General features: G+C 44.1%; 20 protein-coding genes and 1 rRNA gene. 4 read left to right on the top strand and 17 right to left on the bottom strand.

Annotated elements, in window-relative coordinates:
- The 11 genes from B6K08_RS01055 to B6K08_RS01005 all read right to left on the bottom strand — a co-directional run.
- A 16S ribosomal RNA gene (locus tag B6K08_RS01055) occupies positions 1–90 on the bottom strand; the annotation flags it as partial.
- 699 nt (positions 91–789) lie between these two features.
- A complete protein-coding gene (gene alr, locus B6K08_RS01050) occupies positions 790–1899 on the bottom strand; it encodes an alanine racemase (RefSeq protein ID WP_039212374.1) in 1110 nt (369 codons plus the stop codon).
- Between the two features lie 64 nt (positions 1900–1963).
- Entirely contained in the window at positions 1964–3247 is a 1284-nt protein-coding gene (gene serS, locus B6K08_RS01045) for a serine--tRNA ligase (RefSeq protein ID WP_039212370.1), read from the bottom strand.
- A gap of 104 nt (positions 3248–3351) precedes the next feature.
- Positions 3352–3984, bottom strand: a complete 633-nt coding sequence (locus B6K08_RS01040; RefSeq protein ID WP_159446663.1) for a hypothetical protein — start codon at positions 3982–3984, stop codon at positions 3352–3354.
- 44 nt (positions 3985–4028) lie between these two features.
- On the bottom strand, positions 4029–4334 hold the full coding sequence (locus B6K08_RS01035; protein WP_027396691.1) for an Ada metal-binding domain-containing protein: 306 nt from the start codon (positions 4332–4334) through the stop codon (positions 4029–4031).
- 146 nt (positions 4335–4480) lie between these two features.
- Positions 4481–5209, bottom strand: a complete 729-nt coding sequence (locus B6K08_RS01030) for an MIP/aquaporin family protein (RefSeq protein ID WP_039212363.1) — start codon at positions 5207–5209, stop codon at positions 4481–4483.
- A 137-nt stretch (positions 5210–5346) separates the two neighbouring features.
- The gene (gene glpK, locus B6K08_RS01025; RefSeq protein ID WP_027396693.1) at positions 5347–6846 is read right to left on the bottom strand and encodes a glycerol kinase GlpK; all 1500 of its coding nucleotides are present in this window, start codon (positions 6844–6846) and stop codon (positions 5347–5349) included.
- 171 nt (positions 6847–7017) lie between these two features.
- Positions 7018–8238, bottom strand: coding sequence for an anaerobic glycerol-3-phosphate dehydrogenase subunit C (locus tag B6K08_RS01020; protein ID WP_039208666.1), 1221 nt, complete (start codon positions 8236–8238; stop codon positions 7018–7020).
- 19 nt (positions 8239–8257) lie between these two features.
- Positions 8258–9499, bottom strand: coding sequence for an anaerobic glycerol-3-phosphate dehydrogenase subunit GlpB (glpB, locus tag B6K08_RS01015; protein ID WP_039208663.1), 1242 nt, complete (start codon positions 9497–9499; stop codon positions 8258–8260).
- Positions 9499–11121 (bottom strand): anaerobic glycerol-3-phosphate dehydrogenase subunit GlpA, encoded by a 1623-nt coding sequence (glpA, locus tag B6K08_RS01010; RefSeq protein WP_039208660.1) that lies wholly within the window; start codon positions 11119–11121, stop codon positions 9499–9501. Before glpA ends, glpB begins: the two co-directional genes overlap by 1 nt.
- A 283-nt stretch (positions 11122–11404) precedes the next feature.
- Positions 11405–11851: an RrF2 family transcriptional regulator gene (locus B6K08_RS01005; protein ID WP_039208657.1), complete on the bottom strand. Its 447-nt coding sequence runs from the start codon at positions 11849–11851 to the stop codon at positions 11405–11407.
- A gap of 327 nt (positions 11852–12178) precedes the next feature.
- Here B6K08_RS01005 and B6K08_RS01000 point away from each other — a divergent pair, with 327 nt between their 5' ends.
- From B6K08_RS01000 to B6K08_RS00990, 3 genes are all read left to right on the top strand, one after another.
- The gene (locus B6K08_RS01000) at positions 12179–13237 is read left to right on the top strand and encodes a methionine ABC transporter ATP-binding protein (RefSeq protein ID WP_039208654.1); all 1059 of its coding nucleotides are present in this window, start codon (positions 12179–12181) and stop codon (positions 13235–13237) included.
- The gene (locus tag B6K08_RS00995; protein ID WP_039208651.1) at positions 13206–13859 is read left to right on the top strand and encodes a methionine ABC transporter permease; all 654 of its coding nucleotides are present in this window, start codon (positions 13206–13208) and stop codon (positions 13857–13859) included. Before B6K08_RS01000 ends, B6K08_RS00995 begins: the two co-directional genes overlap by 32 nt.
- Before the next feature lie 64 nt (positions 13860–13923).
- Positions 13924–14739 (top strand): MetQ/NlpA family ABC transporter substrate-binding protein, encoded by an 816-nt coding sequence (locus B6K08_RS00990; protein ID WP_039208648.1) that lies wholly within the window; start codon positions 13924–13926, stop codon positions 14737–14739.
- A 131-nt stretch (positions 14740–14870) separates the two neighbouring features.
- On the opposite strand, the gene B6K08_RS00985 is transcribed toward B6K08_RS00990, so the two are convergent.
- The 5 genes from B6K08_RS00985 to B6K08_RS00965 form a co-directional block, all read right to left on the bottom strand.
- Complete coding sequence (locus B6K08_RS00985) at positions 14871–17912, bottom strand: efflux RND transporter permease subunit (protein WP_080325190.1); 3042 nt, start codon at positions 17910–17912, stop codon at positions 14871–14873.
- On the bottom strand, positions 17905–18996 hold the full coding sequence (locus B6K08_RS00980; protein WP_234985127.1) for an efflux RND transporter periplasmic adaptor subunit: 1092 nt from the start codon (positions 18994–18996) through the stop codon (positions 17905–17907). The genes B6K08_RS00985 and B6K08_RS00980 overlap by 8 nt, the downstream gene beginning before the upstream one ends.
- The gene (locus tag B6K08_RS00975; RefSeq protein WP_039208641.1) at positions 18993–19457 is read right to left on the bottom strand and encodes a MarR family winged helix-turn-helix transcriptional regulator; all 465 of its coding nucleotides are present in this window, start codon (positions 19455–19457) and stop codon (positions 18993–18995) included. The genes B6K08_RS00980 and B6K08_RS00975 overlap by 4 nt, the downstream gene beginning before the upstream one ends.
- Before the next feature lie 903 nt (positions 19458–20360).
- Entirely contained in the window at positions 20361–21662 is a 1302-nt protein-coding gene (locus tag B6K08_RS00970; RefSeq protein ID WP_080325188.1) for a M18 family aminopeptidase, read from the bottom strand.
- Positions 21663–21710: 48 nt separating this feature from the next.
- Positions 21711–22898 carry a multidrug effflux MFS transporter gene (locus B6K08_RS00965; RefSeq protein WP_039211327.1) on the bottom strand — a complete coding sequence of 396 codons (1188 nt, stop codon included), beginning with the start codon at positions 22896–22898 and terminating at the stop codon, positions 21711–21713.
- A 437-nt stretch (positions 22899–23335) separates the two neighbouring features.
- Here B6K08_RS00965 and B6K08_RS00960 point away from each other — a divergent pair, with 437 nt between their 5' ends.
- A complete protein-coding gene (locus tag B6K08_RS00960) occupies positions 23336–24109 on the top strand; it encodes a DeoR/GlpR family DNA-binding transcription regulator (protein ID WP_080325187.1) in 774 nt (257 codons plus the stop codon).
- A gap of 112 nt (positions 24110–24221) precedes the next feature.
- On the opposite strand, the gene B6K08_RS00955 is transcribed toward B6K08_RS00960, so the two are convergent.
- Positions 24222–26561, bottom strand: a complete 2340-nt coding sequence (locus B6K08_RS00955; protein ID WP_039211330.1) for an FAD-dependent oxidoreductase — start codon at positions 26559–26561, stop codon at positions 24222–24224.
- Position 26562 lies beyond the last annotated feature (1 nt).

Raw genomic sequence — 26562 nt, 5'->3', positions numbered from 1 at the left:
CTCGGTGTTAGAAATGTCTTCCCGTTCGACTTGCATGTGTTAAGCACGCCGCCAGCGTTCGTCCTGAGCCAGGATCAAACTCTCCAAAAAAATATTTTGAAGAACCTGAATGGCTCTTAAAGTTTCTAGAATTACCTTTTAATAAAGGAATTTTAGTTTGGTCCGTCGTCAACATCAACCAATCAACTGCGTCGCAAGCGACTTGTTTCTTGGGATGTTTTGACGTGGGCAATATTAACCAATCGCTATCGCTCTTGGATATTGCTCCAACAAACTATGTATGCTTATTACTTCCGAAGAAGTAATACCATCATCTGGCTTGAATCATGTGTGCATGATTCTTGTTGCATTGTTTAGTTTTCAAAGAACACCACACTCGTTCTTTTCGTCCGTAGCTTTGTTGCTCCTTGCAAAATTCCTCGACGTACCAGTTTATGTACGTCTTCGTCGTTTTGCTGCGTCGCGCCTCGCTACGACCAAAAATTACTTCGTGTTCAAGTTGTCTCAGAAGCATTTGCTTCGTGAGTCAGCTTCTATATAATATCTCAAAGAAGCTATTATGTCAAGCATCTTTTTGAATTTTTTTACTACGAAATCTTAGTAAATCAAATCTGAAAGATGAAGATGAACTTTAGATTTCGTGTAAGGGCTGATGAAAACCCGTATGTTTTCATCTTGCTTTGTTGCCATATTTCATACTAAAAAATGAATTGCAGTGACAACGTTGATAATGTTACTACCATTTCACCATATTGTCAACATAAAATATTAATTTTTTACAACAGCATTCTAGCCCTTATACACTCGTGGCACTCTTGGGCTGAGCATACATGGAAGCTCGTAATTAATGGTTCCAAGCCAACTTGCTACTTCATCCATGGCAAGGGCATCAGATCCATACAATACAACTGTATCCCCTTCCTTAATCCCCTTTATTCCCGTAAAATCTACCATACACTGGTCCATACAGATTCTTCCTGCGATTGGGGCCCGCCTGCCATTATAATCAATCTCTGCCTTGCCACTAAGCATTCTGGTATACCCATCAGCATATCCTATAGGCAATGTTCCAATTAAGCTTTTACGTTCTGCTATCCAGGTACAGCCATAGCTTACGGAATCACCCACTTCAAGCTCCTTCAAAAAAGCCACCTTGGCACAAAGTTTCATCAATGGCTTTAATTCAATACTTCTATTTACTTCCTCAGAGGGCCATAGACCATATAAAATAATTCCGGCACGAACCATATCAAAATGGGTTTCCGGCATCTCCAAAAGGGCTGCAGAATTGGCAATATGCTTCAATTCGATGTTAATTCCTGCTGCTTCTACCTGCTCAATAGCCCTTTTAAAGCTATCAAGCTGCTTATAGGAATAGGTTTTGTCTTCATCATCTGCCAAAGCAAAATGAGAGAACATCCCCTCCAGCTTTATACCGGGCAAATCTGCTATTTTTTTTGCCATTTCTCCTGCTTCATCCGGCTTTATACCAATACGATGCATTCCAGTATCAATTTTCAGATGTATCTTGGCTGTCTTGTTTCTTAATACAGCCTGCCGGGAAATTGCTTCAGCCTGCTCAAATTCAAAAACGGCCTGGGTTATATCATAATCTACCAACATTCCCGATGTATCAATCGGAGAGGCACCAAGAATAATGATAGGCGTAGTAAAACCTGCCTTTCGCAACGCAACAGCTTCGCTTAGAACTGCCACTGCCAAATAGGAAGCTCCCATTTCCACACATTTTCTCGCTACTGCCAACGCCCCATGTCCATAAGCATCAGCCTTCACTACAGCACACCACTTAGTATTACCATTAATACATGATTTTATATTCTTTATATTAGACTCCAGGGCATTTAAATCTACTTCAGCCCATACTGCTCTCATTGGCATGTTTCATCCCCCTCAAAAAAATATAGCCCACCAACAAGGGCAGGCTATATAGTGATGAATAAAATTACAGTTCTTCCTTCTTAATAACCTCTATGCCACCCATATAAGGAATCAATGCCTTTGGTATACGGACAGAACCATCCTCATTCTGATAATTCTCCAATATAGCTGCAAAGGTACGTCCCACTGCAAGGCCGGAGCCATTCAGGGTATGAACAAACTCTGGCTTGCTCTTGGCGTCACGACGGAATTTAATGTTGGCACGACGGGCCTGGAAATCAAGACAGTTGGAGCATGAAGATATTTCACGATAACAATTCTGAGCTGGCATCCAAACTTCCAAGTCGTAGGTCTTGGCAGAAGTAAAGCCCATATCACCAGTGCAAAGGAGAACCACATGATATGGAAGCTCAAGAATGCGCAGCACATCCTCAGCATCATCAGTCATCTTCTCTAACTCATCCCAAGAGTCCTCTGGCTTACAGAATTTAATAAGCTCAACCTTGTTGAACTGATGCTGTCTGATAAGACCACGGGTATCACGTCCGGCACTGCCAGCCTCGGCTCTATAGCAAGCGGTATATGCACAGTATTTCTCAGTAAGGGTGGAACCATCAAGGATTTCCTCACGATGATAGTTCGTAGTTGGAACCTCTGCAGTTGGAACCATGTAATAGTCCAGCCCCTCCAGCTTAAACATATCCTCAGCAAACTTAGGAAGCTGGCCAGTACCAATCATGCTATCTGTATTTACAATACATGGAGCCAGCATCTCCTTATAACCATGCTTGTTAGCATGCAGGTCCATCATAAAGTTTATAAGAGCGCGCTCCAAACGGGCACCCAATCCCTTATAGAAGGTAAAACGAGCACCTGTAACCTTCGCAGCGCGTTCAGCATCAATAATATCCAGATCAGCACCCAAATCCCAGTGAGCCTTTGGTTCAAAATCAAACTTAGTAGGCTCCATGAATTTTCTTACTTCAGGGTTATCGGTATCGTCAACACCATAAGGAACATCATCCTTTGGCATATTAGGAATATGCAGCATAATATCCTTAAGGCTTTCCTCCACAGTTTTCAACTGGGCATCCAGCTTTGAGATTTCTTCACCAACAGACTGCATTTCTGCTACTATGGAATCTGTATTTTCTCCTGCCTTCTTCATGGCACCAATCTGCTTGGATACAGTGTTACGCTTTGCCTTAAGGGTTTCTACCTCAGCCAGGATCTCACGACGGGTCTTCTCCAGGTCAGTGAATCCATCCAAAGACAAACTATTATTTCTCTTTTTCAGCATCTCCTTAACAGCTTCCAGATTCTCTCTGACAAATTTGATATCTAACACCTTAATGACCTCCATTATATCCAAAATATGTATAGGGAGCGAACTCCCATGATTTATCTCATCCCATTAATTCTACTATAAATTAATAGCTTTGTAAAAGAAGTTTAAATTCTTATTTCAAAATGTTTATGAGTGTCATCATCGTTTTTATTGACAGATGATTTACCTATATTTTCACCCTGGGACCCTCTCTTGCTACTTTCAGCTTTATCTTTTTCTTTATTAGCTTCCTTAATATTTGTTGGTGTCACAGGTTCATGTTCTTTCTTCTTCAAATAGTTAAGCATGGTAAAACCAATAAATGCCGTCACAAATACCAACACAAAGGGCCATATACTTATCCCACCAAAGCTGGAATCATTGTTTATATGCAAGGCATCGTTGCCGGGATCCTTAGTTTCTGTTTGGAGGATCTTATCTGAGGGCATATCGCCTGTAAGTACAGCTTGAGGCTCCGGAAGCTGATCCCTTTCCTTTGTAGTCACTTCCTTTTGCACCTTACCGTCTCCAGAATTATTGGTATTTTGTTGTTGATTTTGGTTCTGATTTTTACCAGTCTTGTCCTCGGGAGAGGAAATATTAATATGAATCCCAAAATCCTTGCCAGTTGTTTCCACTCCTGCATTTGAATCATTATTATGCCCTACATCGCCATTGTCCTGACTCTTAGGAGAAACTGGTGGTGTAGGTGGCGTTGGAGCTGTGGGTGCTTTTATGGCCATTGCATTTCCTTTCAAAATAAGAGAAGGCCTTTGACTATACCATCAAGGGCCTTCCATAATTATTTCACCTGTTCAGGATGACAACGCTTGCAAGGAGTATAGCCTTCAGCCTTTGCCTGCTTGTTGTTTTCCTCAGCTGTCTTTCCTTCATCAAAGATTATTGGCTGTAAAATTGTCTTTACCTTTGGGCAGCCTGGACGATGGTATACGCCGGTATAAGACTCTGCCACTCTTTCAATCTCAACCGTAGAAATGTTATTAAAATCATTTTCCAGGGAATCTGAATAAAGCTTATATCCCCCAATCAATAAAAGTACAATAATAACAAGTGCAATGCCTAATTTTGTGTATGCCTTTTTATCCATTTGGATTCCTCCTAATATATGCTTCCTTGATTATACCACTATCAACCCATTAAGTATATATCTATTAGGATTCATATTAAAGAAATACCCCTGCCCAAGGGAGGCAGGGGTAAAACTTTTTAGATAATTATCCTGTTATCGGATTATCAGATGATACCGAGAGCGCTGGATACTACATAGGCAGCAACACCACCGCAGAGTGGAGCAACTACTGGAACCCAAGCATAACCCCAGTTACCGTCACCCTTGTCAGGGATTGGAAGAATTGCATGAGCAATTCTTGGACCAAGGTCACGAGCAGCGTTCATTGCATAACCAGTGCAGCCGCCAAGGGAAAGACCAAGAGCCCAGATCAAGCAACCTACGAGATAAGGACCAAAGCCAGGAGCAAGGCCGATGGAGCCCTGAACACCCTTGGAGAAGATGCACCAGATACCAAACATCAGGAAGAAGGTAGCGATAAACTCGCCGAGGAAACCAGTCATCTGGTTACCGCAAGCATTTGCAGTGGAGAATACACCAAGCTTGCTGCCTTCAGTCTCTGCCCAATGTGGGAGATATGCCAGGTAAACAATGATTGCACCGAGGATACCACCGAGAATCTGAACGATGGAAGTAGCAGCGAACTGATCCCAAGTGTAAACACCAGCCAAAGTCTTAGCGATAGTAACGGAAGGGTTGATATCTGCCTGAGGAGCACCGAGAGCAACGGAAGTGTAAACACCCATTACTACTGCGAAACACCATCCAGTAGTTGTGCAGATCCAGCCGCCACCGCGACCATAAGACTTAGCCAAAGTCATGTTTGCATTAACACCGCAACCAAATACCATCAGTACCATAGTACCGACGAACTCGCCTAATAAATTATCCATTTTTACATCCCTCTTTCATTAAAATAAATATGAATGAATACTATAATCCATATCTGACACCGGCACCCCTTATGAGCCGGTGCCAGATAATGAATCCTCACTTAATCAGCAATTACGCTGATACTTTGGAGTAAATATTACTCCTCATCCAGCCAATGCATGGAGTGCTTAACAGCCTTCTGCCAGCCCTTGTAGAGCTTGTCAGCCTCAGCCTTGTCCATTACAGGCTCGAAGCGAACATCAAGCTTCCAAGCGGACTTCAGGTCTTCCTTGTTTGCCCATACGCCTTCAGCAAGACCAGCAAGATAAGCTGCACCAAGTGCAGTAGTCTCGATGATCTGAGGACGATCAACAGGAACACCAAGGATATCAGCCTGGAACTGCATCATCAGATTGTTGGCAACAGCACCGCCATCAACCTTCAGGGAAGCCAACTTAATGTTGGAATCAGCTTCCATAGCACCCAGTACATCCTTAGTCTGATAAGCCAGGGACTCAAGAGTTGCACGAACGATATGAGCCTTGGTAGTACCACGGGTAATACCGATAATCATACCACGAGCATTCTGATCCCAGTATGGAGCACCAAGACCTACAAATGCAGGAACGAGATATACACCAGCAGTGTCACGAACCTTCTTGGCAACCCACTCAGAATCTGGAGCGGAATCAACCATGCGAACACCATCACGGAGCCACTGAATAGCGGAACCTGCTACGAAGATGGAGCCCTCAAGAGCATACTCAACCTTGCCATCAAGACCCCAAGCGATGGTAGTAACCAGACCGTTCTTGGAATCATAGATATCAGTACCAGTGTTCATAAGCATGAAGCAGCCAGTACCATAGGTGTTCTTAGCCATACCTGGCTCGAAGCAGTTCTGGCCGAACAGTGCGGACTGCTGGTCACCTGCTGCACCGGATACAGGAACGGAAGCACCAAGGATGGATGGCTCAGTGAAGCCATAACGGCAAGAGGAAGGCTTAACCTCTGGCAGCATCTTAGCTGGAACCTTGAGGTAAGACAAGAGCTGCTCATCCCACTTCAGCTCTTTGATGTTGTACATCAAAGTACGGGAAGCGTTGGAATAGTCAGTAACATGTACTTTGCCACCAGTCAACTTCCAAATTAACCAAGTGTCAATAGTACCGAAGAGTAAGTCGCCTGCTTCTGCGCGAGCACGAGTGCCCTCAACATGTTCGAGAATCCAAGTAATCTTGGTACCAGAGAAGTAAGCATCAATGGTCAAGCCAGTCTTGTTCTTGAATTCCTCAGTCAGGCCCTTCTTCTTCAGATCCTCAGCGATGCTGGCGGTCTGACGGGACTGCCAAACAATTGCATTGTATACAGGACGGCCAGTGTTCTTGTCCCATACAACAGTGGTCTCACGCTGATTAGTGATACCAATGGCAGAAATGTCGTTAGCGGAAAGGCCACTCTCTTCCAGAGCTTCCTTCATAACGGTAGTCATTGTGCTCCAGATTTCATCAGCATCATGCTCAACCCAACCTGGCTGTGGGAAAATCTGAGTGAATTCCTTCTGGGAAACGCCTACAATCTTGGAGTTTTCATCAAAGATGATAGCTCTGTTACTAGTAGTACCTGCGTCTAACGCCATTACATACTTCTTTGCCATTTTAAAAATCCCCCTTAAAAATATAAAACTATTGCTAGATCCAATGAGGCCTCTCTCAAACCTCATGATCCATATATGAAATGATTCAGGCGGCAAGGGGATTCAAAAGAATCCCCTATTATTATCTCCCTAAATAATAACTGCCCAAATCTTTTCACCAAATTTAGTGACTTACTGCTCGTAAGCCTTTGCCAGTACCTGAATTGGGTGAGTTGTCTTGGCATTTGTGCCATGCTTGATCTGCTCACGGCAAGTACCGCAATCGCAGACAACCTTATGAGCACCACTTGCATTAATCTTGTCAAACAGCTCAGAACCAATCTTCATGGAAGTCTCATAGTTTTCCTTATGGAAACCATAAGAACCGGACATACCGCAGCAACCTGCATCAGCACTGTCGATATTTACTCCAATCTCCTTTAAGAGATCAACAGCTGGCATGCCCATACCCTGCGCACGCAGATGACATGGTGCATGATAGATGAACTTCTTGTCGGAGGAAACGTGAACCTTCTTCAGCTCACCCTTCTCAGCAAGAATAGTAAGGAACTCAAATGCATCGTAAACGTTCTTTGCAGCCTGAGCCATTTCCTCCTGAGCAAAGAGCTCAGTATACTCGGCCTTCAGCATCAAGGAGCAGGAAGTGCAGCATGCAATTACTGGAATATTCTTTGCAGCATACTCATTGATAATTGCAACATTATTGTCTGCATGGCTTCTTGCTTCATCCAGATAACCGCCTACAACCAGTGGGGAACCGCAGCACTTGAAGCGGTCATCCATCAATACCTTGTAGCCGTTAGCATTCATAACCTTAACGAAAGCAACGCCAACCTCTGGATCATTTACATCGATAAAGCAGCCAGGGAAGAACAGAACTTCCTTGGTAAGACCCTCAGGCTGCTTGATTTCTTTGTACATCTCACGGAAATACTTGGTAGCAAATCTTGGAGATTTGCGCTGAGGAGCAATACCCATGGCACCCATCATACCCATAGCTTCACCAATGGACATACCGATGTTTGCACAGGTTCTACCAAATGGAATGCTCTTAAGCATATCAGCCATCTGAAAGTTATGGCTCAGCATCTGGTCAGCCTGAGTATGCTTCTCAGGATGAGCCTTGTAATACTTGGCACGCTCCAGCATGTTAAGAGTTGCAACAGATACGCCGTTAGGGCAAGTAATGTCGCAGTTCTTACAGTTGGAACATAACTTTAAAGAATCCTCATAATCGCTCTCATCAGAGAAGTGCATACGGTTATGAGCAGGACCTACGAGTTTTGGTCCTCTATAGTCTGGATTAGCCTTGGTAACCGGGCACACTGCAACACAAGATGTGCAGGCAATACAATTATCGGCTGAATCTCTTGCTCTTTCTTCTAACTCCATAATATAATACCCCTTTCAATCAAGCCTTGGCTGCCTTATAAGCAGAAGCTAAAGCCACACCATTGCCGGAATGCTCAAAGCAGAAATCATAGCCACTGAGGTTACGGCCTGCAACATAAACGTTCTCAAGAACTACATTGCCGGACTCATTAACACCGCGGAGAGTTGCATCTACTCTTACGCCAGTCTTTGCGAAGGTCTGCTTCTTGTCGGAGAAGAGCTGCTTGTTAACCCAACGCTCCTCGACGCAGTCGCACTCAACAGGAAGACCGAACACAACTTCCTTAGCCTCACCAAAATCACGCATGGTGATACCGCCGCTGTAGAAACCACCGGTAGCAACAATGAACTTATCAGCATTGTAAGTCTGGAGACGAACCTCGCCACCAGCCTTAATAGCTACAGCCTTGCTGCCTTCGATAACAGCTTCTTCAGCCTTGGCATTCTCAATAACAGTGATACCCTTCTTCTTTAATGCACTCAGGAGTACATCACGGAGACGGAGACCATTTACAGAAGGTGGCATTGCGGTAGTCTCAACTACTGGGCAACCCAACTCTGCAACAATTTTCTTATAAACTACATTGCCCTTCAGACCGAGAATCTGAGGAACAAGAATTACCTTGCCAGCACCGGCGTTGCCCTTAACCTGGGAAACGAAATCAGCATAACCAGCTTCAGTATCCATCCAAGCAGCAACGTCCTTGGTGGTTAAGTCACGAGCGCCCTGATAATGAGGATCTACAGTAACAACAGTGTATTTCTTGTCGTTACCAAGCTCCTTGGCAAGGTTCTCTGCAACCATGTCTACATAATAATCCTTCAAGCCCTTAATGCCTACAAGAACAATCTCGGAAGCCTCAAAGCACTTGGAGCCCTGCATGGACTCTGGAACCAGGCAGGATGGCTTTAAAGTACCCACACCAGTAACCAGCCACTGCTGCTCATTGAGGGAACCTACATAAGGGAAGCCCTCAGCTGCAACCACATCCTGGAAGAACTTTACGGACTCTTCCAGAGCCTGGGTGCCAATCTTTTTATATGGATGCTCATCAGCAACTGCGCTAACAGCCTGAGCAGGGTTAGCTACAGCCTTGCCGGAGTCATCATAACCTAATACGTCGATAACGCCACTGTTAAGAGGGAAAGTACCCGCACCATAGGACAGCAGTGTTACCTTTTTGCCCTGGTCTGCGCTAACAAGAGCGGACATCAGGCCAGCAAAACCATTACCGATAACAACTACATCTGACTTGCTCATTAACGTCTACCCCCATTTACATTGAACAATACTTCATACATGCCTCTGGTCATTTCAGCCTCGCGGAGAGTCTTACCTGCCATTACAGGAGTAATACCCTTCCATCTAGCCTGCAGGAAGTTCTTCATATCGCTGAGGGAATCACCGCAACCCTCAAGCTTGTCCTTAAACAGCTTGTTTGCAATTGCAGCACTGCGGATTGCGCAGTAGTTACCCTGGCAAGTACCCATGCCAAGACGGGTTCTTCTTCTAACATCTGCTACACTATGGCTGGTAGGCTCCTGAGCAATACGCATAACCTCTGCCATAGTTACGTTCTCGCACTCGCAGAGAACTTCACGGGTTTCTGGGTTCTCCTTCAAGGTCTTAACAACCTCAGGGAACTTCTCAGTACCCAGACGGGTAGCAGCCAGATTTACGCCGTAGGATGGGAAGTACTGACGTGCAGCCTTCTTGTCAGCCTCGGAAACAGCTGGAACGAGATCCTCTTCTGCAGTACGGCACTTAGCAGTGTTGCCAAGCTTTGGAGCCAAAACATCGCAGAACTTCTCAGCCATGAGACGGTAGGTAGTAAACTTACCACCGCAAATGGTCATCATACCCTTCAGGCCATCTTCCTTCTCGTGGTCGAGAGTTACGAAGCCACGGGAAGCATTACGGCCACCGTCAGCTCCCTTAGGAACATACAGAGGACGGGAACCAGCGAATACACGGAGGATACGGTAGTCACGCAGATGCTCGAATACGCCCTCACCGGTCTTCATGAGCTCCTCAACCTCCTCCCAGGAAGTGGAAGTATCTTCAGGATCTGGAATAGTAATAGAAGAAGTACCAAGAATGGTAATGGAACCATGTGGTACGAAAATATCACCATTGGATGGCTTACGCAAACGGTTTACAACGCGGTTGGAAATTCTCTGGTTGAATGCAATCAGAGTACCCTTGGAAGGACTTACGGAGCAGTCCAGACCAGCCATCTGTGCAACCTTACCAGCCCAAGGACCAGCAGCGTTTACCAGAATCTCGCACTCAATATCATATTCTTCTTTGGTTACATTGTCGCGAACGGTAATGCTCTTAACAGCACCGCTCTCAATATTTATCTTTATAAGTTCAGTATAAGTCTTGTAACGGCCACCATAACGTACAGCAGACTGTACATTCTGCCAGGACATACGGAAACCATCGATGGCACCATCTGGAACCTCAAAAGCGCGAACCAGCTTGCGAGAAAGATTTGGCTCCAAGCTCCAAGCCTCTTCCTTGCTCAGCTCACGGGTCTTGATACCACTTTCAGCACAACCCTTTACCCAAGGATCTACGAAATCTGGATCATCGCCCTCCACCTGTACGAACATACCGGAAATAGCCTCTACGCAAGACTTACCGATACGACGCAGAATGGTGTTTTCCTCGATACACTCTTTTGCAGCTTCCTGGTCTCTTACTGCATAGCGGGCACCACTGTGCAGAAGGCCATGATAGCGGGAGCTGGCACCATTAACCATATCAAGCTTCTCAATCAGCAGGGCATCAATGCCACGCATAGAGAGGTCACGCAGGATACCAACGCCTGTAGCTCCGCCGCCTACAACGACAACCGTAGCTTTGTCCTTTACCATAACAATCCCCCATTTTCATTAATACACATATAAGATTCGGACACCCCCGAACCATTGAATTTTTGTACAATTGCACATCGATTCAAGTGTAATAGTCACAAAATTTCAATTGCCTCGTACAGTTTATACCATAGTCCTTGATTTTGTCAATAAAAAAAGGACATTATAAGATAGCAATAAATAATAGTTGTAACGAAAAGAAAGTATTTGTCAGACCAAATTCCCCTTAAAAATAGTAATGATTAGCCTTGAATTTGATAAATCTTGCTTATGCTAAATAGTTTTAAATAAAATACATAAGGTTATCCGGTTCTTTTTGTTTTTCTACATTATTTAAAATATCTTCCAAAGTAATTTCTTCCAAGCAGGATTTTACAGCATCATCAAGCCGTGAGAAAACTATTTCCTGCATGGCCTTGTCCAATAAAGGTTGTTTTTCTTCTACTGTAGAGTCTGTTTTTTCAACCATGGCGATTTCAATAGCAGTCAACACATCATAAGCAGTTATACTATTTGGCTCCCGATTTAGAAAATATCCTCCCTGGGAACCCTTAATTGATATAACAAGTCCCGCTCGCTTCAACAAGGAAAAAACCTGCTCAAGATATATTTTTGAAATGCCCATGGTTTCCGAAATATGCAGCACGGTAATTGCCATTCCGTTTTTATAATTGGCCGCCAAATATGACATAGCAGCAAGACCATAACGACCCTTTGCAGAAATACGCATATAATCATCATCCTTCCTATAATAGTATGCAAAATTACGTAATTTACTCCTCCGTAAAACTCATATTAATTATATATGTTTTCCATATTTTTTCAAATACCTATTGCTTTAGTAGGTATAATAAAGTATAATTCATAACTATAAAATATATTTGTATATTATCCACGCACTACATTAATCACATATCTGGCTTAATATTATCTGTACTTTGCATTTACAATGAAAACAGGTATAATATTTTAGTGTATTATTAGATTTACAACTATACACATGGGTTGAATATGATATATATTTTTATCCATACAATAATGACAGGATGTGAGTAAGGTGATTGATTTATCTCATATTGAGAAAATCTATGACAGTGCCGCTGGTCCAGTTCATGCCCTAAAGGATATAAGCCTTCATATAAATAAAGGCGAGATTTATGGCATTATCGGCTTAAGTGGTGCCGGCAAGTCTACCCTGGTTCGTTGCATTAATCTTTTGGAGCGTCCTACCAAGGGAACAGTTACAATAGAAGGAAAAAATATCACTGCCATGAACAACAGTGAGCTTAGAGAAGCACGCAAAGGTATTGGTATGATATTTCAGCATTTCAATTTGCTGTCAACCTCCACAGTATTTGATAACATAGCATTTCCATTACAGTTATCCAATACCCCAAAGGATGCAATAAATAGCCGTGTAACCGAATTGCTGGATATGGTGGGCCTTTCCGACAAGGCTGATCAATATCCATCCCAGCTTTCCGGTGGTCAAAAGCAACGCGTTGGTATTGCCAGGGCCCTGGCCAGCAATCCGCATATTCTCCTCTGTGATGAAGCCACCTCTGCCCTTGACCCGCAAACCACAAAATCTATCCTTCAGCTGATTAAGGATATAAATAGAAAATTAAAGCTTACCGTGGTGGTAATTACGCATGAAATGCAGGTTATCAAAGAAATCTGTGACAAGGTTGCAGTAATTGACAAAGGTGTGATTGCCGAACAGGGGGATGTGCTGGATGTATTTATAACCCCTCAACAGCCGATAACCAAGGATTTTATCAGCGTACTGCTCAGCAACGAGCTGCCTGTTGACTTTAGAAATATTGAGATTAAGGACGAGCCATTTGAAGACAGCATTCTTCTTATGAGGCTTACCTTTATTGGAGAAACTGCCAATGATCCTATTATTTCGTCCTTGGTGAAAAAATATGATGTCAGTGCAGATTTATTCTTTGGGAGTCTGGATGACATAAAAGGAGCTCCTTTTGGCAGGCTTATCATTGGTCTTGATGGCAGTCAGGATGACATTCACTCTGCCATGGATTATCTTCGCGAACAAAAGGTTAAGATGGAGGTGATTGGCTATGTCAGCAGACATGCTTCCTCTCATCACTAAGGCATTGGGAGAAACAGTTTACATGGTGGCTGTTTCCATGATTATTTCCTCCCTGCTGGGAATTCCTTTAGGGGTACTGCTTCATACTACCTCCAAGGGACAAATTTTGGAATGTCTTCCTATTAATAGAGTTGTAGGCGCTATTGTAAACGCCATTCGCTCCATTCCTTTCATTATATTAATGGTAGCAATTATTCCGCTGACCCGCCTGATTGTGGGCAGTGCTATTGGTACAACAGCCGCTATGGTACCATTGGTACTGGCCTCTGTACCTTTTATTGGCCGTCAGGTTGAAACCTCTCTTCGGGAAATACCATACGGTATTGTGGAAGCCGCCCAGTCCATGGGTGCTACTCCACTACAGATTATACGCAAGGTTTTCCTGCCAGAGGCTATGCCAAATATTGTGGCCCAGCTTACCACCGTTATCATCAGTCTCATAGGTGAATCTGCCATGGCCGGAGCCATAGGCGGAGGTGGCCTGGGTGATTTGGCAATCCGCTACGGTTATCAGCGTTTCCGTCCTGATATTATGATTGCCACCGTAATCGTCCTTATTATTATGGTTCAGATAGTGCAGTTTGCCGGCAATAAGCTGGCCAAGCATCTGGATAAGCGCTAAAACGGGTGTGGCTCTCTATACATAATGAGAGAAATATATACACTATCTTTAAGGAGGTCTTTTAATGAAAAAGGTATTACTTATTTTATCAGCACTTGTATTTGCCATTGTGGCCCTGGCTGGCTGCGGGGCTGACAACAAGCAGGCATCCAACGACAGTAAAACACTGAAGGTTGGTGCAACTTCTGTTCCACATGCTGAAATTCTTGAGCAGATTAAAGACGATTTGGCCAAGGATGGCATTAAGCTGGAAATCGTTGAGTACAGTGATTATGTACAGCCAAATCTGAATCTTAACGACAAGGAACTGGATGCAAACTACTTCCAGCACATGCCTTATCTTGAGGATTTTGTAAAGCAGCACCCTGAGGTTAAGCTGGTTAGTGCCGGCGGTATCCACATCGAGCCAATGGGAGTATACTCCAAGAAGGTAAAGAACCTTAAGGAGCTCAAGGATGGTGCCTCCATTTCTATTCCTAACGATCCTACCAATGGTGGCCGTGCCTTAGCCCTCCTTGCCAAGGCTGGTGTTATCACCCTTAAGGATGGCGTAGGTGTAACTGCTACTATTCAGGATATTACTTCCAATCCTAAGAACATTAAGTTCCAGGAGCTGGAGCCAGCACAGGTTCCTCGTACCTTGGATGATGTTGATGCAGCTGTTATCAACAGCAACTTTGCAATGCAGGTTCAGCTGAACCCAGTTAAGGACAACATCTTCATCGAGGATTCCACTTCTCCTTATGTTAACATCGTTGCTGTTCGTACCGGTGACGAAAACCGTCCTGAGATTCAGGCTCTCATGAAGGCCCTGAAGTCCGAAAAGGTTAAGAAGTTCATCGCTGAAAAGTACAACGGTGCTGTAGTAGCCGCATTCTAAGAAATTAGGCAATCTACGCAAATTAAAAGAGCTGCTGACTCAAAATGTGTTTTCACACTTTGAGCCGGCGGCTCTTTTAGTTTGTTTCTACCCCCTAAAGAGGAAGGGGATATCTTAAAGCTAGTTATATCTTATTCTTTTTCCACCTTATACACTGTCGCATACATGGTTGGCAATACCAAAAGTGTCAGCACTGTTGCCACCAAAAGGCCACTGGCAATGGCTACTGCCATTGGCCCCCAGAAGGTACTGAACATCAACGGTATCATACCGAGAATTGCAGCTGCCGCTGTAAGCATAATCGGTCTAAAACGCATAACTGCTGAATCCATTATGGCATCCCAAGGAGTTTCTCCCTCTTCCAAATGCTTTTGAATCTGGTCTATCAGAATTACCGAATTTCGTATAATCATACCACTGAGAGCCAGTACACCAAGGATTGCCACAAAGCCCATGGCCTGGTCAAAAATCAGCATTCCGGCTGCCACACCTATAAGTCCCAATGGTGCAGTAAGAACAGTAAGAAGCATCAGCTTGCCATTTTTCAACTGGAACATCAACAAAGTTATGATACAAAATATCATGGCCGGTACAGGCTTCGTAATATTTCCCATGGCTTTTTTGCTGTCATGCAGGGCACCGGCTGCTTCAATTTTATAACCGGCAGGCAAATTGTCTGCAATATCCTTAACAGCCTCCAATGCCTTTTCAGTAGCATCATTTGCAGTGCCGGAAAGGATATTACCCTGAACGGTTACGCATGGGCCTAATCTCTCGCGGCCAATAACACCATTTTCAGTTCTGAGAGAAATATCCGCCAGCTGCTCCAGTGGGACATAACCCCTACCTGTATATATTGGCAATTCCTTTATCGTGGACAAATCTGTGCGGTCTACCTCAGCCATTTCCAGAACTATATCCACAGTACGGTCACCCTTATAGAACTGTGCTGCTGTAGCTCCCGTAAGCTCAGTATATACCATTTTGGAAACAGCCTGCGCTGTCAACCCCATGGCCTTCAGCTTATTTTGATCATATTCCAAATGGATTACCTTGCTCTTTTCATGCCAATTCAGATGCACCTCAGTGTTATTTTCATCCTGTGCCACGCGGTCAGCCACCTGCTCGCCGATTTCCCTAACCTTATCCTTATCAGTACCGTAAACCTTCAGCATAATAGGATAATCTGCAGGGGGGCCAGTCTGAAGAAATTTTATGTCATGACGAACCTCAGGGAATTCATTTTCCAGTTCCTCCCTGATTTTTCTGCTCAGTTCCTCTCTGTGTTCAGCATCATTTGATACCACAATAAACTGGGAATAATTATCGACAGGAGGCTCCGGGGTGAAAGGAAGCACAAATCTTGGGGCCCCTTCTCCCACATAGCAGCTGTAGTTTTCTATTTCATCGGCGTGCTGATTAAGGAAATCAGCAAATCGCTTTGATACCTCCTCCGTATTTTTCAGTGAAGCCCCATCATTGAGGCGCATGGATACAATAATCTCAGGTCTGGTGGAAGGCGGGAAGAATTCATCGCGCACCAGCTTCATTCCCAAAATAGAAAGAGCAAACAATCCCGCGGTGGCTACGAGTACCAGCTTTCTGTGGGTCAGGAACCAGGTCAGAATATTGCGGAATATTGTATAAAATTTGCTCTGATACTGAACAGTATCCCCTTCCTCATTATGCTTAACCTCAACCTTAATAAGATGGTAGCCATATAGAGGAGCCACCATAACAGATACTACCCATGAAATGAGCAGGGCCATAGAAATAACAGGAAACAGGGCACTACAGAATTCTGCTGCCAAGCCTGCGGAAAATCCCACGGGAATAAAACCGGCACAGGTAATAAGAGTACCCGTAAGCATTGGCTTTGCCGTAGCCTTAAAAGCATAACAGGCCGCCTCAAAACGGTCCAAGCCCGCTTCCAGCTTTACGCTCATCATCTCTACGGCTATTATAGCATCATCCACCAATAAGCCTAAAGAGATAATCAAAGCACCCAGGGACACCTTTTGAAGGTCGATGCCCAATATATACATGCCGCAGAAAACAGCCGCCAGCACCAAAGGAATACAGAAGGCTACAACCATACCGGTTCTGACGCCCAAACTCAAAAAGCTAACTGCCAACACTATGATAATAGCTTCTCTAAGTGTGCTGATAAATTCTTCAATGGAATCCTCAACCACCTTTGGCTGGTCTGAAACCTGATGTATCTCAAGCCCCACCGGCAAATCCTCGTTGACAGACTTCATGAGACTGCCCAAGCCCTCGCCCAAGGTTATAATGTTCTGCCCAGGTTCCATGGAAACAGCAATTCCTACAGCAGGCTCACCGTTGAAGAACATCTTCGGATCCGCCGGCTCTGCATAACGCATTTCAACCTTGGCAATGTCTCCAAGACGAACCACACGGCCCCCCGCATTAATAGGAGCATTCTTTATATCATCAATATTTTCGAAGGTACCGGAATACCTCAAATATACATTATCAGTACTGGTCTCGATCATGCCGGCGGGAGTCATCTGATTCTGTCCCTTCAGGGCATCAGACAGAGCCGTAGGGCTTATGCCCAGCTCAGCCAACTTGGCATTTTCTATTTCCACATAGACCTTTTCACTCTGAACACCCACCAGCTCAACCTTCTGGACACTTTTCACATTTGCCAGAATCATGCGACGAATTTTTTCGGCCTGCTGACGCATTTCTTCGTATGTAAAGCCATCGCCGGTTACTGCATACAAGGAACCATATACATCGTCAAAGCGGTCATTAAAATATGGGCCATAAACCCCTTCAGGCAAATCATTCTCTATATCATGGCAGAAATTTCTTACATCACGCCATGAAGAACGTACATCACCTTTGTAATCGTCCTTTAACAGTACGTGAATAACCGTTGTGCCGTCACGGGTAGTACTCTTGACATAATCAATACCCGGCAAATCATTTATTTTAGATTCCAGCTTGTCTGTGACCTGCTGTTCCATCTGCTCAGCAGTAGCACCTGGCCAGGCGGCAGTGACTATCATTTCCCTTATGGTAAAGTTAGGGTCTTCCATGCGTCCTAATTTTATGTAGGAAAAGATGCCACCCACCACAAGAACAATAATGAAATACCATACCAAGGCCCGGTTTTTTAGGGAAACTTCTGTAAGATTAATCATCTTCATTACCCTCCGCAAGTCTTACCTTTTGGCCCTGGCGCAGCTTATGTACTCCTGCTGTTACAACAATATCGCCTACATTAAGGCCCATTACCCGTACGGAGTTGTTGCCAATTTTTTCAAAAGTAATATTTTTTAGACTGACAGTATCTGAGCCTTTATCCACTACCCATACCTGTGGATTATCATCAATCTGATAAATGGCAGACAACGGCAGTACCATTCCATCATTATTAGTCCCAGAACTTTCCTGGCACTTTACGCTGGCAGTCATACCAAGCTGCATCCCTTTTGGCGGATTTGGTACAGAAATTCTCACCTTATATGTACGGGAAACAGACTCAGCCATTGGGGAAATCTCCCTTACAGTACCATTTACACTAACGCCCTTCAGTGCCCAGAAAGAAATTTGAACGCTTTTACCCAGCTCTACATCATTAAGATGGTTCTCCGGAATATTGATTTCCACCTCCAGCTCGTTGGTCTGTACCAAAGTCAATACTGTCTGACCGGCACCAACCACCTGTCCAACTTCAGCCGAAACGGATGAAATTACTCCGGACGCAGAGGATACTAATGCCGTATATCCCAAGGCATTATGTCCTGTTGCTGCACCTGCTACTGCCTGATTGTATTGAGCCAAGGCTGAATCATAGGCTGTCTGGTATTGGTCAAGAACCATAGCAGGAACTGCTTCTTGGGCATAGAGCTGCTGATAACGGCTTAAATTGGACTGAGCCAAATCAAGCTGTGCTTTGGCAGCTGCCACCTGGGCATCTCCCTGATTTGACTGCTGTACCACATCACGCGGATCAATGGACATAAGAATATCCCCGGAATTTACATGATCTCCAACCTGAACATTACGATTGATAATTCGTCCCCCAACCTGAAAAGACACATTGGTTTCATAACGTCCTCTTACAGTACCGGTATAAGTACCTTCCGCATTCAACGCCTGCTGTCCCACCTGTTGAGTCCTTACCATCTGAGGCCTTTGTCCGTCCTCACTGCTTTTGCCACAGCCGGACACCAATGAGACCATCAACAATACGGACAGCAAAATAGCTATTAGCTTTTTCACTTTACACCACGCCCCTTCTTGCCAAACACCGCCTCAAAATCTGCCACACCCAATCGTGTAGCCATGATATTTATTCCTTTAATCAAAAACTCGCCCTCGGCTTCAGAAAAACCACCAGCCACATAGTCCATGATTTTCTTTACTATATCCTTTATTATGGGCTCCATTTTCTTCCCTTCCTCGGTAAGAAATAGCCTCTTCAATCTACGATCCACCTCATCCCGTTTGCGATAAAGCATTCCCTTTTTTTCAAGGATTTTGATAACGCGGGTTATGGCAGCCTTATCCACATGCAGAAATGCAGTCATATCATCCTGACTGCAGCCTTCCTTGTCATACAACATTAACATCAAGGAAAATTCTGAATAGGTCAGTCCCAATTCCATAGTTGCTTCCACCACCAAAGACTGAACCCGTCTCCTGATAATGCCAAAATTAACTGATGCGTTATAATAATCCATTAATTTGCCTCCGAAATATATATTAAGCAAGATGAAAGCATACGGGCTTTCATCAGCCCTTACACGAAATCTAAAGTTCATCTTCATCCTTTAGATTCGATTCACTAAGATTTCATAGTAAAAAGAAGTTGATTATTTCAACATTTACAGCTTCAATTCTAGCAAATTCACTTCTTATATTCAACAAGAGGAGGATTAAATCCTACTATTCTTCCATATAAAAAAATAATGCCTACATGGATAACCATATATTTTTAGACACGAAAAAAGCTGTAAAAACGATAGGCGTTCGTTTTTACAGCCTTTTTCTTCCATTCATTTATATAATGAAAGTGGGTAAATAAAAGAGAGGGGTTTATATGCGACACAGGGGAATGTCGCATATAAGGGGTATATCAAAGTTCAAGCAGGAGAAAAAGGATTTTATCTGGGGATCAGATGTTGTCCTTGGCTTTCCCTTTGACATGTCTTATTATATGATTATCTTATGAGTATGTCAAGGAACTTTTTGGATTTTTTTTGATTTTTTTTAAAAATTCTTGGAACATCTTCCAAAATGTGCATATATAAGGCACTCAAACTATTCCATAACATTCCCACCATTACCTTTGAATCCAAACATAATACTCCCTATAAAGCCTTTATCTATATACTGTTATGCTATTAATGGTTATATTTTGTACACCTATCTATATAAGCTGCAGGTGATTCAATATGGCTATTTTACCCAATAAAAAAGTGGCACATTTTTGGGTATATTATCCAAAAGTACCACTTTATCAACAAGCAAAATACTATTTTTACACAATCCTACGCCATTTTTCCCCTAGTTATCCACACTTATGAACAGTTATTCACATAAAAAATGTGGATAACTGTGGATAATGCTTGGCTTCTGAAATCTTAATACCGGAATAATTCCCTAATAACCCGGCACAATGATATTTGATCAGCTGCCCCCATAGTCTCTCTGGCAGAGTGCATAGCCAAAATAGGTACTCCTATATCCACAGTCCGTACAGGAACCAGGGCAGATGCAATAGAACCTAAAGTAGCACCTCCGGGCATATCAGAACGATTAACATAGTGCTGACAAGGTATATCGTTCCCCTGACGGCACAGGCCCTTTACCATGGCTACAGCCTCCGCATCACAGGCGTAGCTTTGAGAGGAGGCCTGCTTAATAACAAAGCCCTCGTTCAACAAAGGACGATTGGTAGGATCAGTCTTATCAGGATAATTTGGATGGAGACCATGGGCAACGTCCACAGACAGCATAAAGCCACCATTGATCCCCTGCCACATCTGCTCCCGACTATAACCCATACAGGTATATATACGCTCAAGAAGCTGCATAAGGTTGGCCGAGGCTGCTCCCTGCTTGGTACGACTGCCGATTTCCTCATTATCAAAAAGGGCTATTATATTTAGTCCTGCCCCCAGTGTTTCAGTTATACCCTTTAGACAAGCTACCACAGAGGTAATATTGTCAAGGCGTGGTGAGGAAACCAGTTCTCCTGCCACTCCCAACTGACAGCCGGCTTCGTAAGGGTAAATGTTTAGCTCGTATGAAAGAATATCCTCCTTGGACACAGCCAGCTCACTTACCAGCAGATCATCCAAAAAGGCCTTGGCTGTATCCTTCCCATTTTCTTTACCAAATACTGCCGCCAATGGCAGCATATCCTTTTGTTTATTAAGAGCCACACCCTCATTGATTTTCTTGTTCATGTGGATGGCCAAGGACGGAATGGTGATCAATGGACGGGCGAAATCTATAAGCTCAGTCACGGGATTCATGGCATCCTTTCCCGCCAATACCACCTTCCCCGCAATAGACAGCGGCCTATCCAGCCAGGAATATAATATAGCCCCACCATATCCCTCAGTATTCAACAGACCATAGCCATCCTTAATAACACCGGCCTCCGGCTTAATGCGAAAGCCGGGGAAATCCGTATGGGCTGCTGCCAGCTTCAGACTGTTCTTGGCTGTAAGATCACCATTTCCCAAGGTAAAGGCAAAAATAGACGAGCCATAAACCTTGGTGAAATACCTTCCATATCTTTGAAGCTCCCAGCCCTCAGTCCAGTCCAGCTCCTGAAAGCCTGCATTCAAAAGCTGCTCTGAGGCAGCACTGGCTGTATGCCAGGGAGAGGGAGATTTCTTAATAAATTTCAATAAATCTATTATATCGCCGTACATATTCCTACCTCCAATATAGTCTCCTATTCAAATTTCAGATTAAGCCCCTTATTCATTACTGTGTACAGGAATAATATACCACTGACAGGTTATTATAGCCAGCACAAAGCCTATAAGCATCATTACTGCCATGGGAACACCACTGTCAGTGCCAAAAATACCCACAATCGGCATCATTACTGCTCCTAATATCATGGAGGAGCATCCCAGCATAGCAGAGGCACTACCCGCATTTCTGCCCTGGGATGAAAGGGCCAGGGAAAAGCTGGCGGCACCCACAACAGATAAAGGTGCTACAGCAAACAAAAGCAATGCTACAATCACTGCAAAGGGAGCATTTAAGAAAAAGGCCCCTATCAGAAGTGCCGACATTACCGCCTGAATACATAGAGAATATTTCAGCATAATCTCGTCCCGTACCCTGCCAGCTAACTTGCTGGGTATACCCCCCGTAAACAAAAGGGAAGCACCAATGCCGCCAAAAATATAACTATACACCTGAGGGGAAACCTCATAAACACCCTGTAATACAAAGGATGAGCAGCCTATATATGTAAAAAATGCAGCAAATTCAAACATTTGTACAAAGCAATGGCCCATAAAATACTTATTTCTCATAAGTATAGGAAAGGTCAAGAGAGTTCTGTTGATATTTTTCAGTCTACGCTCCACAGGCAGACTTTCCTTGAAGATTACCGTTGCCCCGGCCATAACAAGACCGATAATTGCCAATACCATAAAAACATGGCGCCAGCTGCCAAAGGCCAGTATCTGACCGCCCAAAACCGGAGCCAAAATAGGAGCCAGACCATTTACCATCATTAATATGGAAAAGAATTTTGTTAGCTCAGCACCCTTACACATATCACGGGCAATTGCTCTGGATATTACAATTCCACAGGCACCGGCAAAGCCCTGGATAAAACGGGCTGCCAGAAAAACCCATATATTGGTTGCCACAGCACAAGCTACAGACACTGCCATAAATACCAGCATTCCCAATAAAAGTGGCAGCTTTCGCCCCTTCATATCGCTAATAGGTCCTGCAAATATCTGACCGATGGACATCCCCAGCATGGTCATAGTCAAGGTCATCTGTGCAATTGAAGTGCTGATGGCATAATCCTCCTGCATCACCGGCAGGGCTGGCAAATACATATCTGTAGCCAATGGTGCCATGGCAGACATTATTCCCAAAAATATAACCAGCCAAAAAGAGCTCTTTGGTTTACTCATTAAACTACCTCCTGAATTTAAAGAAAAAGAAGCCAATCCCTGATCAGCTTCCCCTAAGATATACATATAAAATAATTGTTCGTGGATTCATTATAACGCAGTTGTTCAAATTTTGCCATAAGCAAAATATACATACCAAGCGTTTCAACACACCCAAAGCGTCATTGTGTGTTATAACCCATTTGTTTAAAATTTTCCATAAAGTAAAAAGCTGCTATGATGGCGGTTATCTCTTTCGATTTTGCATTAATATGAGTGAATATTCTAACAATTATAAAAATGATATACTGTTGGTATTTTTTTATAAATTATCTTGTATTAACTTGTGCATTACGATATAATTAACACAAATATACCCATAACATTATCAACTTTTTATGATGATTTTGTACACGGGTATTTAATAATTTATTTTTCGTTAGAATACAGGTGAATGAATGAAAATCAATCGTCTCCGTAAAATTCAGGAATTGCTTGAAGAGAAAAAAAGCATTTCTATTAATGATCTATGTACCACCTTTGATGTATCCAAAAATACCATACGCCGTGATATTGCCGAGCTGGAAAAGCGAGGCACCATCAACAAGGTATATGGTGGCATCGTGCTTCAGGAGCAGGAAGCTCCTCAGACCAAAGCTCCGGTCGTGACAGCAGAAGATAACAGTGACAAGATTCACAAGCAAAAAATTGCCCGTATGGCAGCCAGTCTGGTGCAGGATGACGATGTTATTTGCATAGATTCCGGTACCACTACCATGCACATGATGCCTTATCTTGAGGATAAGCACAACATTACCATTGTCACTGCCAGCATTCACGTTATAAACATTGCGGCGGCATCTGCAAAATTCAACATTATTGCCACCGGTGGCACCATCTACGCCCCTACCAAGGCCTTTGTGGGACCAAGCGTGCTGAACTGTCTGAAGCAGTACAACATTTCCAAGATTTTCATTTCCAGTACGGGTATATCCATAGAAAACGGACTTACCACTGCTTCTCCACTGGAATGTGATATCAAGCGTTATCTGGTGGACAAAACCGGTAAGAAAATTCTCATGGTGGACAGCACAAAAATTGATTCCGCATCCCTTATTTCCTTCTGCAATCTGGACGAAATTGACTGCATCGTAGTAGATAAGGAGCTGCCAGCCCGTTATAAGGAATTCTTCGCAGAACATAATATAGAAGTTATCGTGTGTGATGACTAAATGATAACAAAAAAATGCGGCCTTCAGATATTAATCTGTAGGTCGCTTTTTATTGATGTATTACAATAATATGGCGAAAAATGTCCTTCAGATGGTCCCCGCCATATAAATATTACTTGTTATATGTGCGATACATATTTATTGGTTCAGGATTGTCATTTATGCTCCATACGCCACATGGGCATACACCAGCACAAATACCACACCCAATACATTTATTTGGATCTGATACATAGGTCCAGGAGCCATCCTCATTTTCTATGCGGCTGATGGCCTTTTCCGGACAGGATTCCAGACACATCTTGCAGTCACGGCAAGTACCGCAGCTTACGCAACGGGTATGATCATCTGCCGGGTCCCCCAGCTGGCAATGATGGCACTTTTCAAAATAAGCCTTGGAAAGACGCTCTGCCGGAATCTTTTCCTTTTCTGGGAACGGAACATATTCCTTTCCCATTACATACAGATCAGCATAGTAAGCGGCCTTGATACCATCACCAATGGCATCGGTTAAACGACCAGGCTTAATAACATCACCGGCAGCAAAGACTCCCGGCAAAATTGATTTATCCTTATTGGTAATCAGCCAGCTGTCCCGGAACTTCTTGATGGAATCATCCTCTGGCAGAAAATCCAAAATTGGTGCCTCACCTATGGATACAATTACCTCATCTGCTGGTATAAAGCGTCCATCATTGGCATAAACTCCATCCTTGGTAATCTTCTCCGTGAAAAATGGCCATACCAGCTTGCCGCCCCGGCCTTCCACATACTGAATTTCATCAGCAAAGGCCGCCGGCTTCTGCACATCCACAGCCACCACGGATTCAGCCCCCATATCAAAGGCCGCACGGCAGGTGTCCATACCGGAGTTACCGCAACCGATTACCACAACACGCTTGCCAACCTTTGGATTTTCACCACGATTTACCTTCTTAAGGAAATCCAGACCCATAGTAAGCAGCTCCTTGCCCTCCCAGTTAAAGTAACGGGATTCATGCCCGCCATTGGCAATGATTACTGCGTCATAGGTATCCTGGAAATGCTTAAAGCTATCCTTGTCCACCTTACAATTTGGAACAAATTTTACACCCATTTCTTCTATGCGTTTTAATTCTGCTTCCAAAAGGTCATGGGATAGTCTGCCTCTAGGAATAACCTGCTCCAGCTTACCACCCATTTTCTCTGCATCATCAAAAACGAATACCTCATGTCCCTTACGGGCCAGCTGCCAGGCCGCCGAAAGGCCGGCTACACCACCGCCCACAATGCCCACCTTTTTGCCGGTGGATACAGCTGGCTTCTTAACCTTGGTAAAGGCAGAGAGATAGCCCAATGGACCAATCTGAATTGCCTCATCAATGGTGCCACGGGTACAGCCATCCATACACGGATTTGGACAAACACTGCCACATACAGAGCCTGGAAACGGTGTATACTGGAGCTCCAGCTCGATGGCCTCCTGAAGTCTGCCCTGGCGAATCAAATTATAGCGAAGCTGAGTCGGGATGCCAGTAGGACAGCTGAACTCACAAGGAGCCGCATACTTAGCATTATCCCAGCTTGGAACTCGTAAACGATAAAGGCCATTGGAAATGGTGTTATGAACCGCAAAATCATCCATGGCAACGTCAGAGAAAATACCTCCCTTTACCCATTCCTGGGTGCGGAACTCCTTCATAGTCATTTTCTTTAATGGAGTGGCACTCTTTTCCTCAAAGGTAAGAGGACGGAGCTTTTTCCACTGACTCCACTGGGAAAGCTCACCCTTTAACTCCTGACGCTCTATTTTGCCAAGGAATTCATCCATGCCGGAGTTGAGGAAATCAATATCCTCCTGCTCCAGCTCCAGACATTTAATGTCCTTTGGATAGGTGGATACAGGACCACGGACGTAAACCACGCCACCTACCATTCCTACACAGGCCCGTTCGCCGAGAACAGACTCAAATTGTTCTGAATCGTAGCCACAAACGATGGCCCGGCCCCCTCCCATAAACTCAAAGGAGAAGGAACCTGTATTTTTCAAAATCCAAAGCTCCGGCTCTTCGTAAAGTGGGTCATGCTTCATCAGAGAACCACTGCGGGTACCAGCACGGCCACCGATGAAAATCTTACCACCAGCGGAGCAATGGCCTGCAGTATCGCCAGCGTCACCCTTTACGGTGATAACGCCACCAGCATTAAGCCAGCCCACATCAGCGGAGGTGGAGCCCTCCACCACGATCTCCGTATTTGGCAGACACATGGAGCCCACACGCTGACCTGCATTTGTAACGTGGAAGGTAAGCTTTTTTCCGTCACTGTTCCATAAAGGGCCACCTATATCATGCTGACCAGATGCCGCAATTTCAAACTCAGTTTCTCCAGACCGTACAGCCTCTTCAATTTGAAGGAGCAGGTCTTGGGTGGACATACGCTCATGTCCCTTCATTGTATCAATTTTAAACATA

It is taken from the genome of Anaerovibrio lipolyticus DSM 3074 (assembly GCF_900141865.1).
Classification (GTDB): domain Bacteria; phylum Bacillota; class Negativicutes; order Selenomonadales; family Selenomonadaceae; genus Anaerovibrio; species Anaerovibrio lipolyticus.
This window is presented reverse-complemented; position numbering and strand designations above follow the sequence as displayed.

Bases quoted from the DNA above. Each gene is read 5' to 3' on its own strand.
- glpK (WP_027396693.1), bottom strand. From the start codon at position 6,846: ATGGCAAAGAAGTATGTAATGGCGTTAGACGCAGGTACTACTAGTAAC.
- B6K08_RS00975 (WP_039208641.1), bottom strand. From the start codon at position 19,457: ATGGATTATTATAACGCATCAGTTAATTTTGGCATTATCAGGAGACGG.
- B6K08_RS01035 (WP_027396691.1), bottom strand. From the start codon at position 4,334: ATGGATAAAAAGGCATACACAAAATTAGGCATTGCACTTGTTATTATT.
- B6K08_RS01030 (WP_039212363.1), bottom strand. From the start codon at position 5,209: ATGGATAATTTATTAGGCGAGTTCGTCGGTACTATGGTACTGATGGTA.
- B6K08_RS00955 (WP_039211330.1), bottom strand. From the start codon at position 26,561: ATGTTTAAAATTGATACAATGAAGGGACATGAGCGTATGTCCACCCAA.
- B6K08_RS01005 (WP_039208657.1), bottom strand. From the start codon at position 11,851: ATGCGTATTTCTGCAAAGGGTCGTTATGGTCTTGCTGCTATGTCATAT.
- B6K08_RS00960 (WP_080325187.1), top strand. From the start codon at position 23,336: ATGAAAATCAATCGTCTCCGTAAAATTCAGGAATTGCTTGAAGAGAAA.
- glpA (WP_039208660.1), bottom strand. From the start codon at position 11,121: ATGGTAAAGGACAAAGCTACGGTTGTCGTTGTAGGCGGCGGAGCTACA.
- B6K08_RS00990 (WP_039208648.1), top strand. From the start codon at position 13,924: ATGAAAAAGGTATTACTTATTTTATCAGCACTTGTATTTGCCATTGTG.
- B6K08_RS01020 (WP_039208666.1), bottom strand. From the start codon at position 8,238: ATGGAGTTAGAAGAAAGAGCAAGAGATTCAGCCGATAATTGTATTGCC.
- B6K08_RS00965 (WP_039211327.1), bottom strand. From the start codon at position 22,898: ATGAGTAAACCAAAGAGCTCTTTTTGGCTGGTTATATTTTTGGGAATA.
- alr (WP_039212374.1), bottom strand. From the start codon at position 1,899: ATGCCAATGAGAGCAGTATGGGCTGAAGTAGATTTAAATGCCCTGGAG.
- B6K08_RS00970 (WP_080325188.1), bottom strand. From the start codon at position 21,662: ATGTACGGCGATATAATAGATTTATTGAAATTTATTAAGAAATCTCCC.
- B6K08_RS00995 (WP_039208651.1), top strand. From the start codon at position 13,206: ATGTCAGCAGACATGCTTCCTCTCATCACTAAGGCATTGGGAGAAACA.
- glpB (WP_039208663.1), bottom strand. From the start codon at position 9,499: ATGAGCAAGTCAGATGTAGTTGTTATCGGTAATGGTTTTGCTGGCCTG.
- B6K08_RS00985 (WP_080325190.1), bottom strand. From the start codon at position 17,912: ATGATTAATCTTACAGAAGTTTCCCTAAAAAACCGGGCCTTGGTATGG.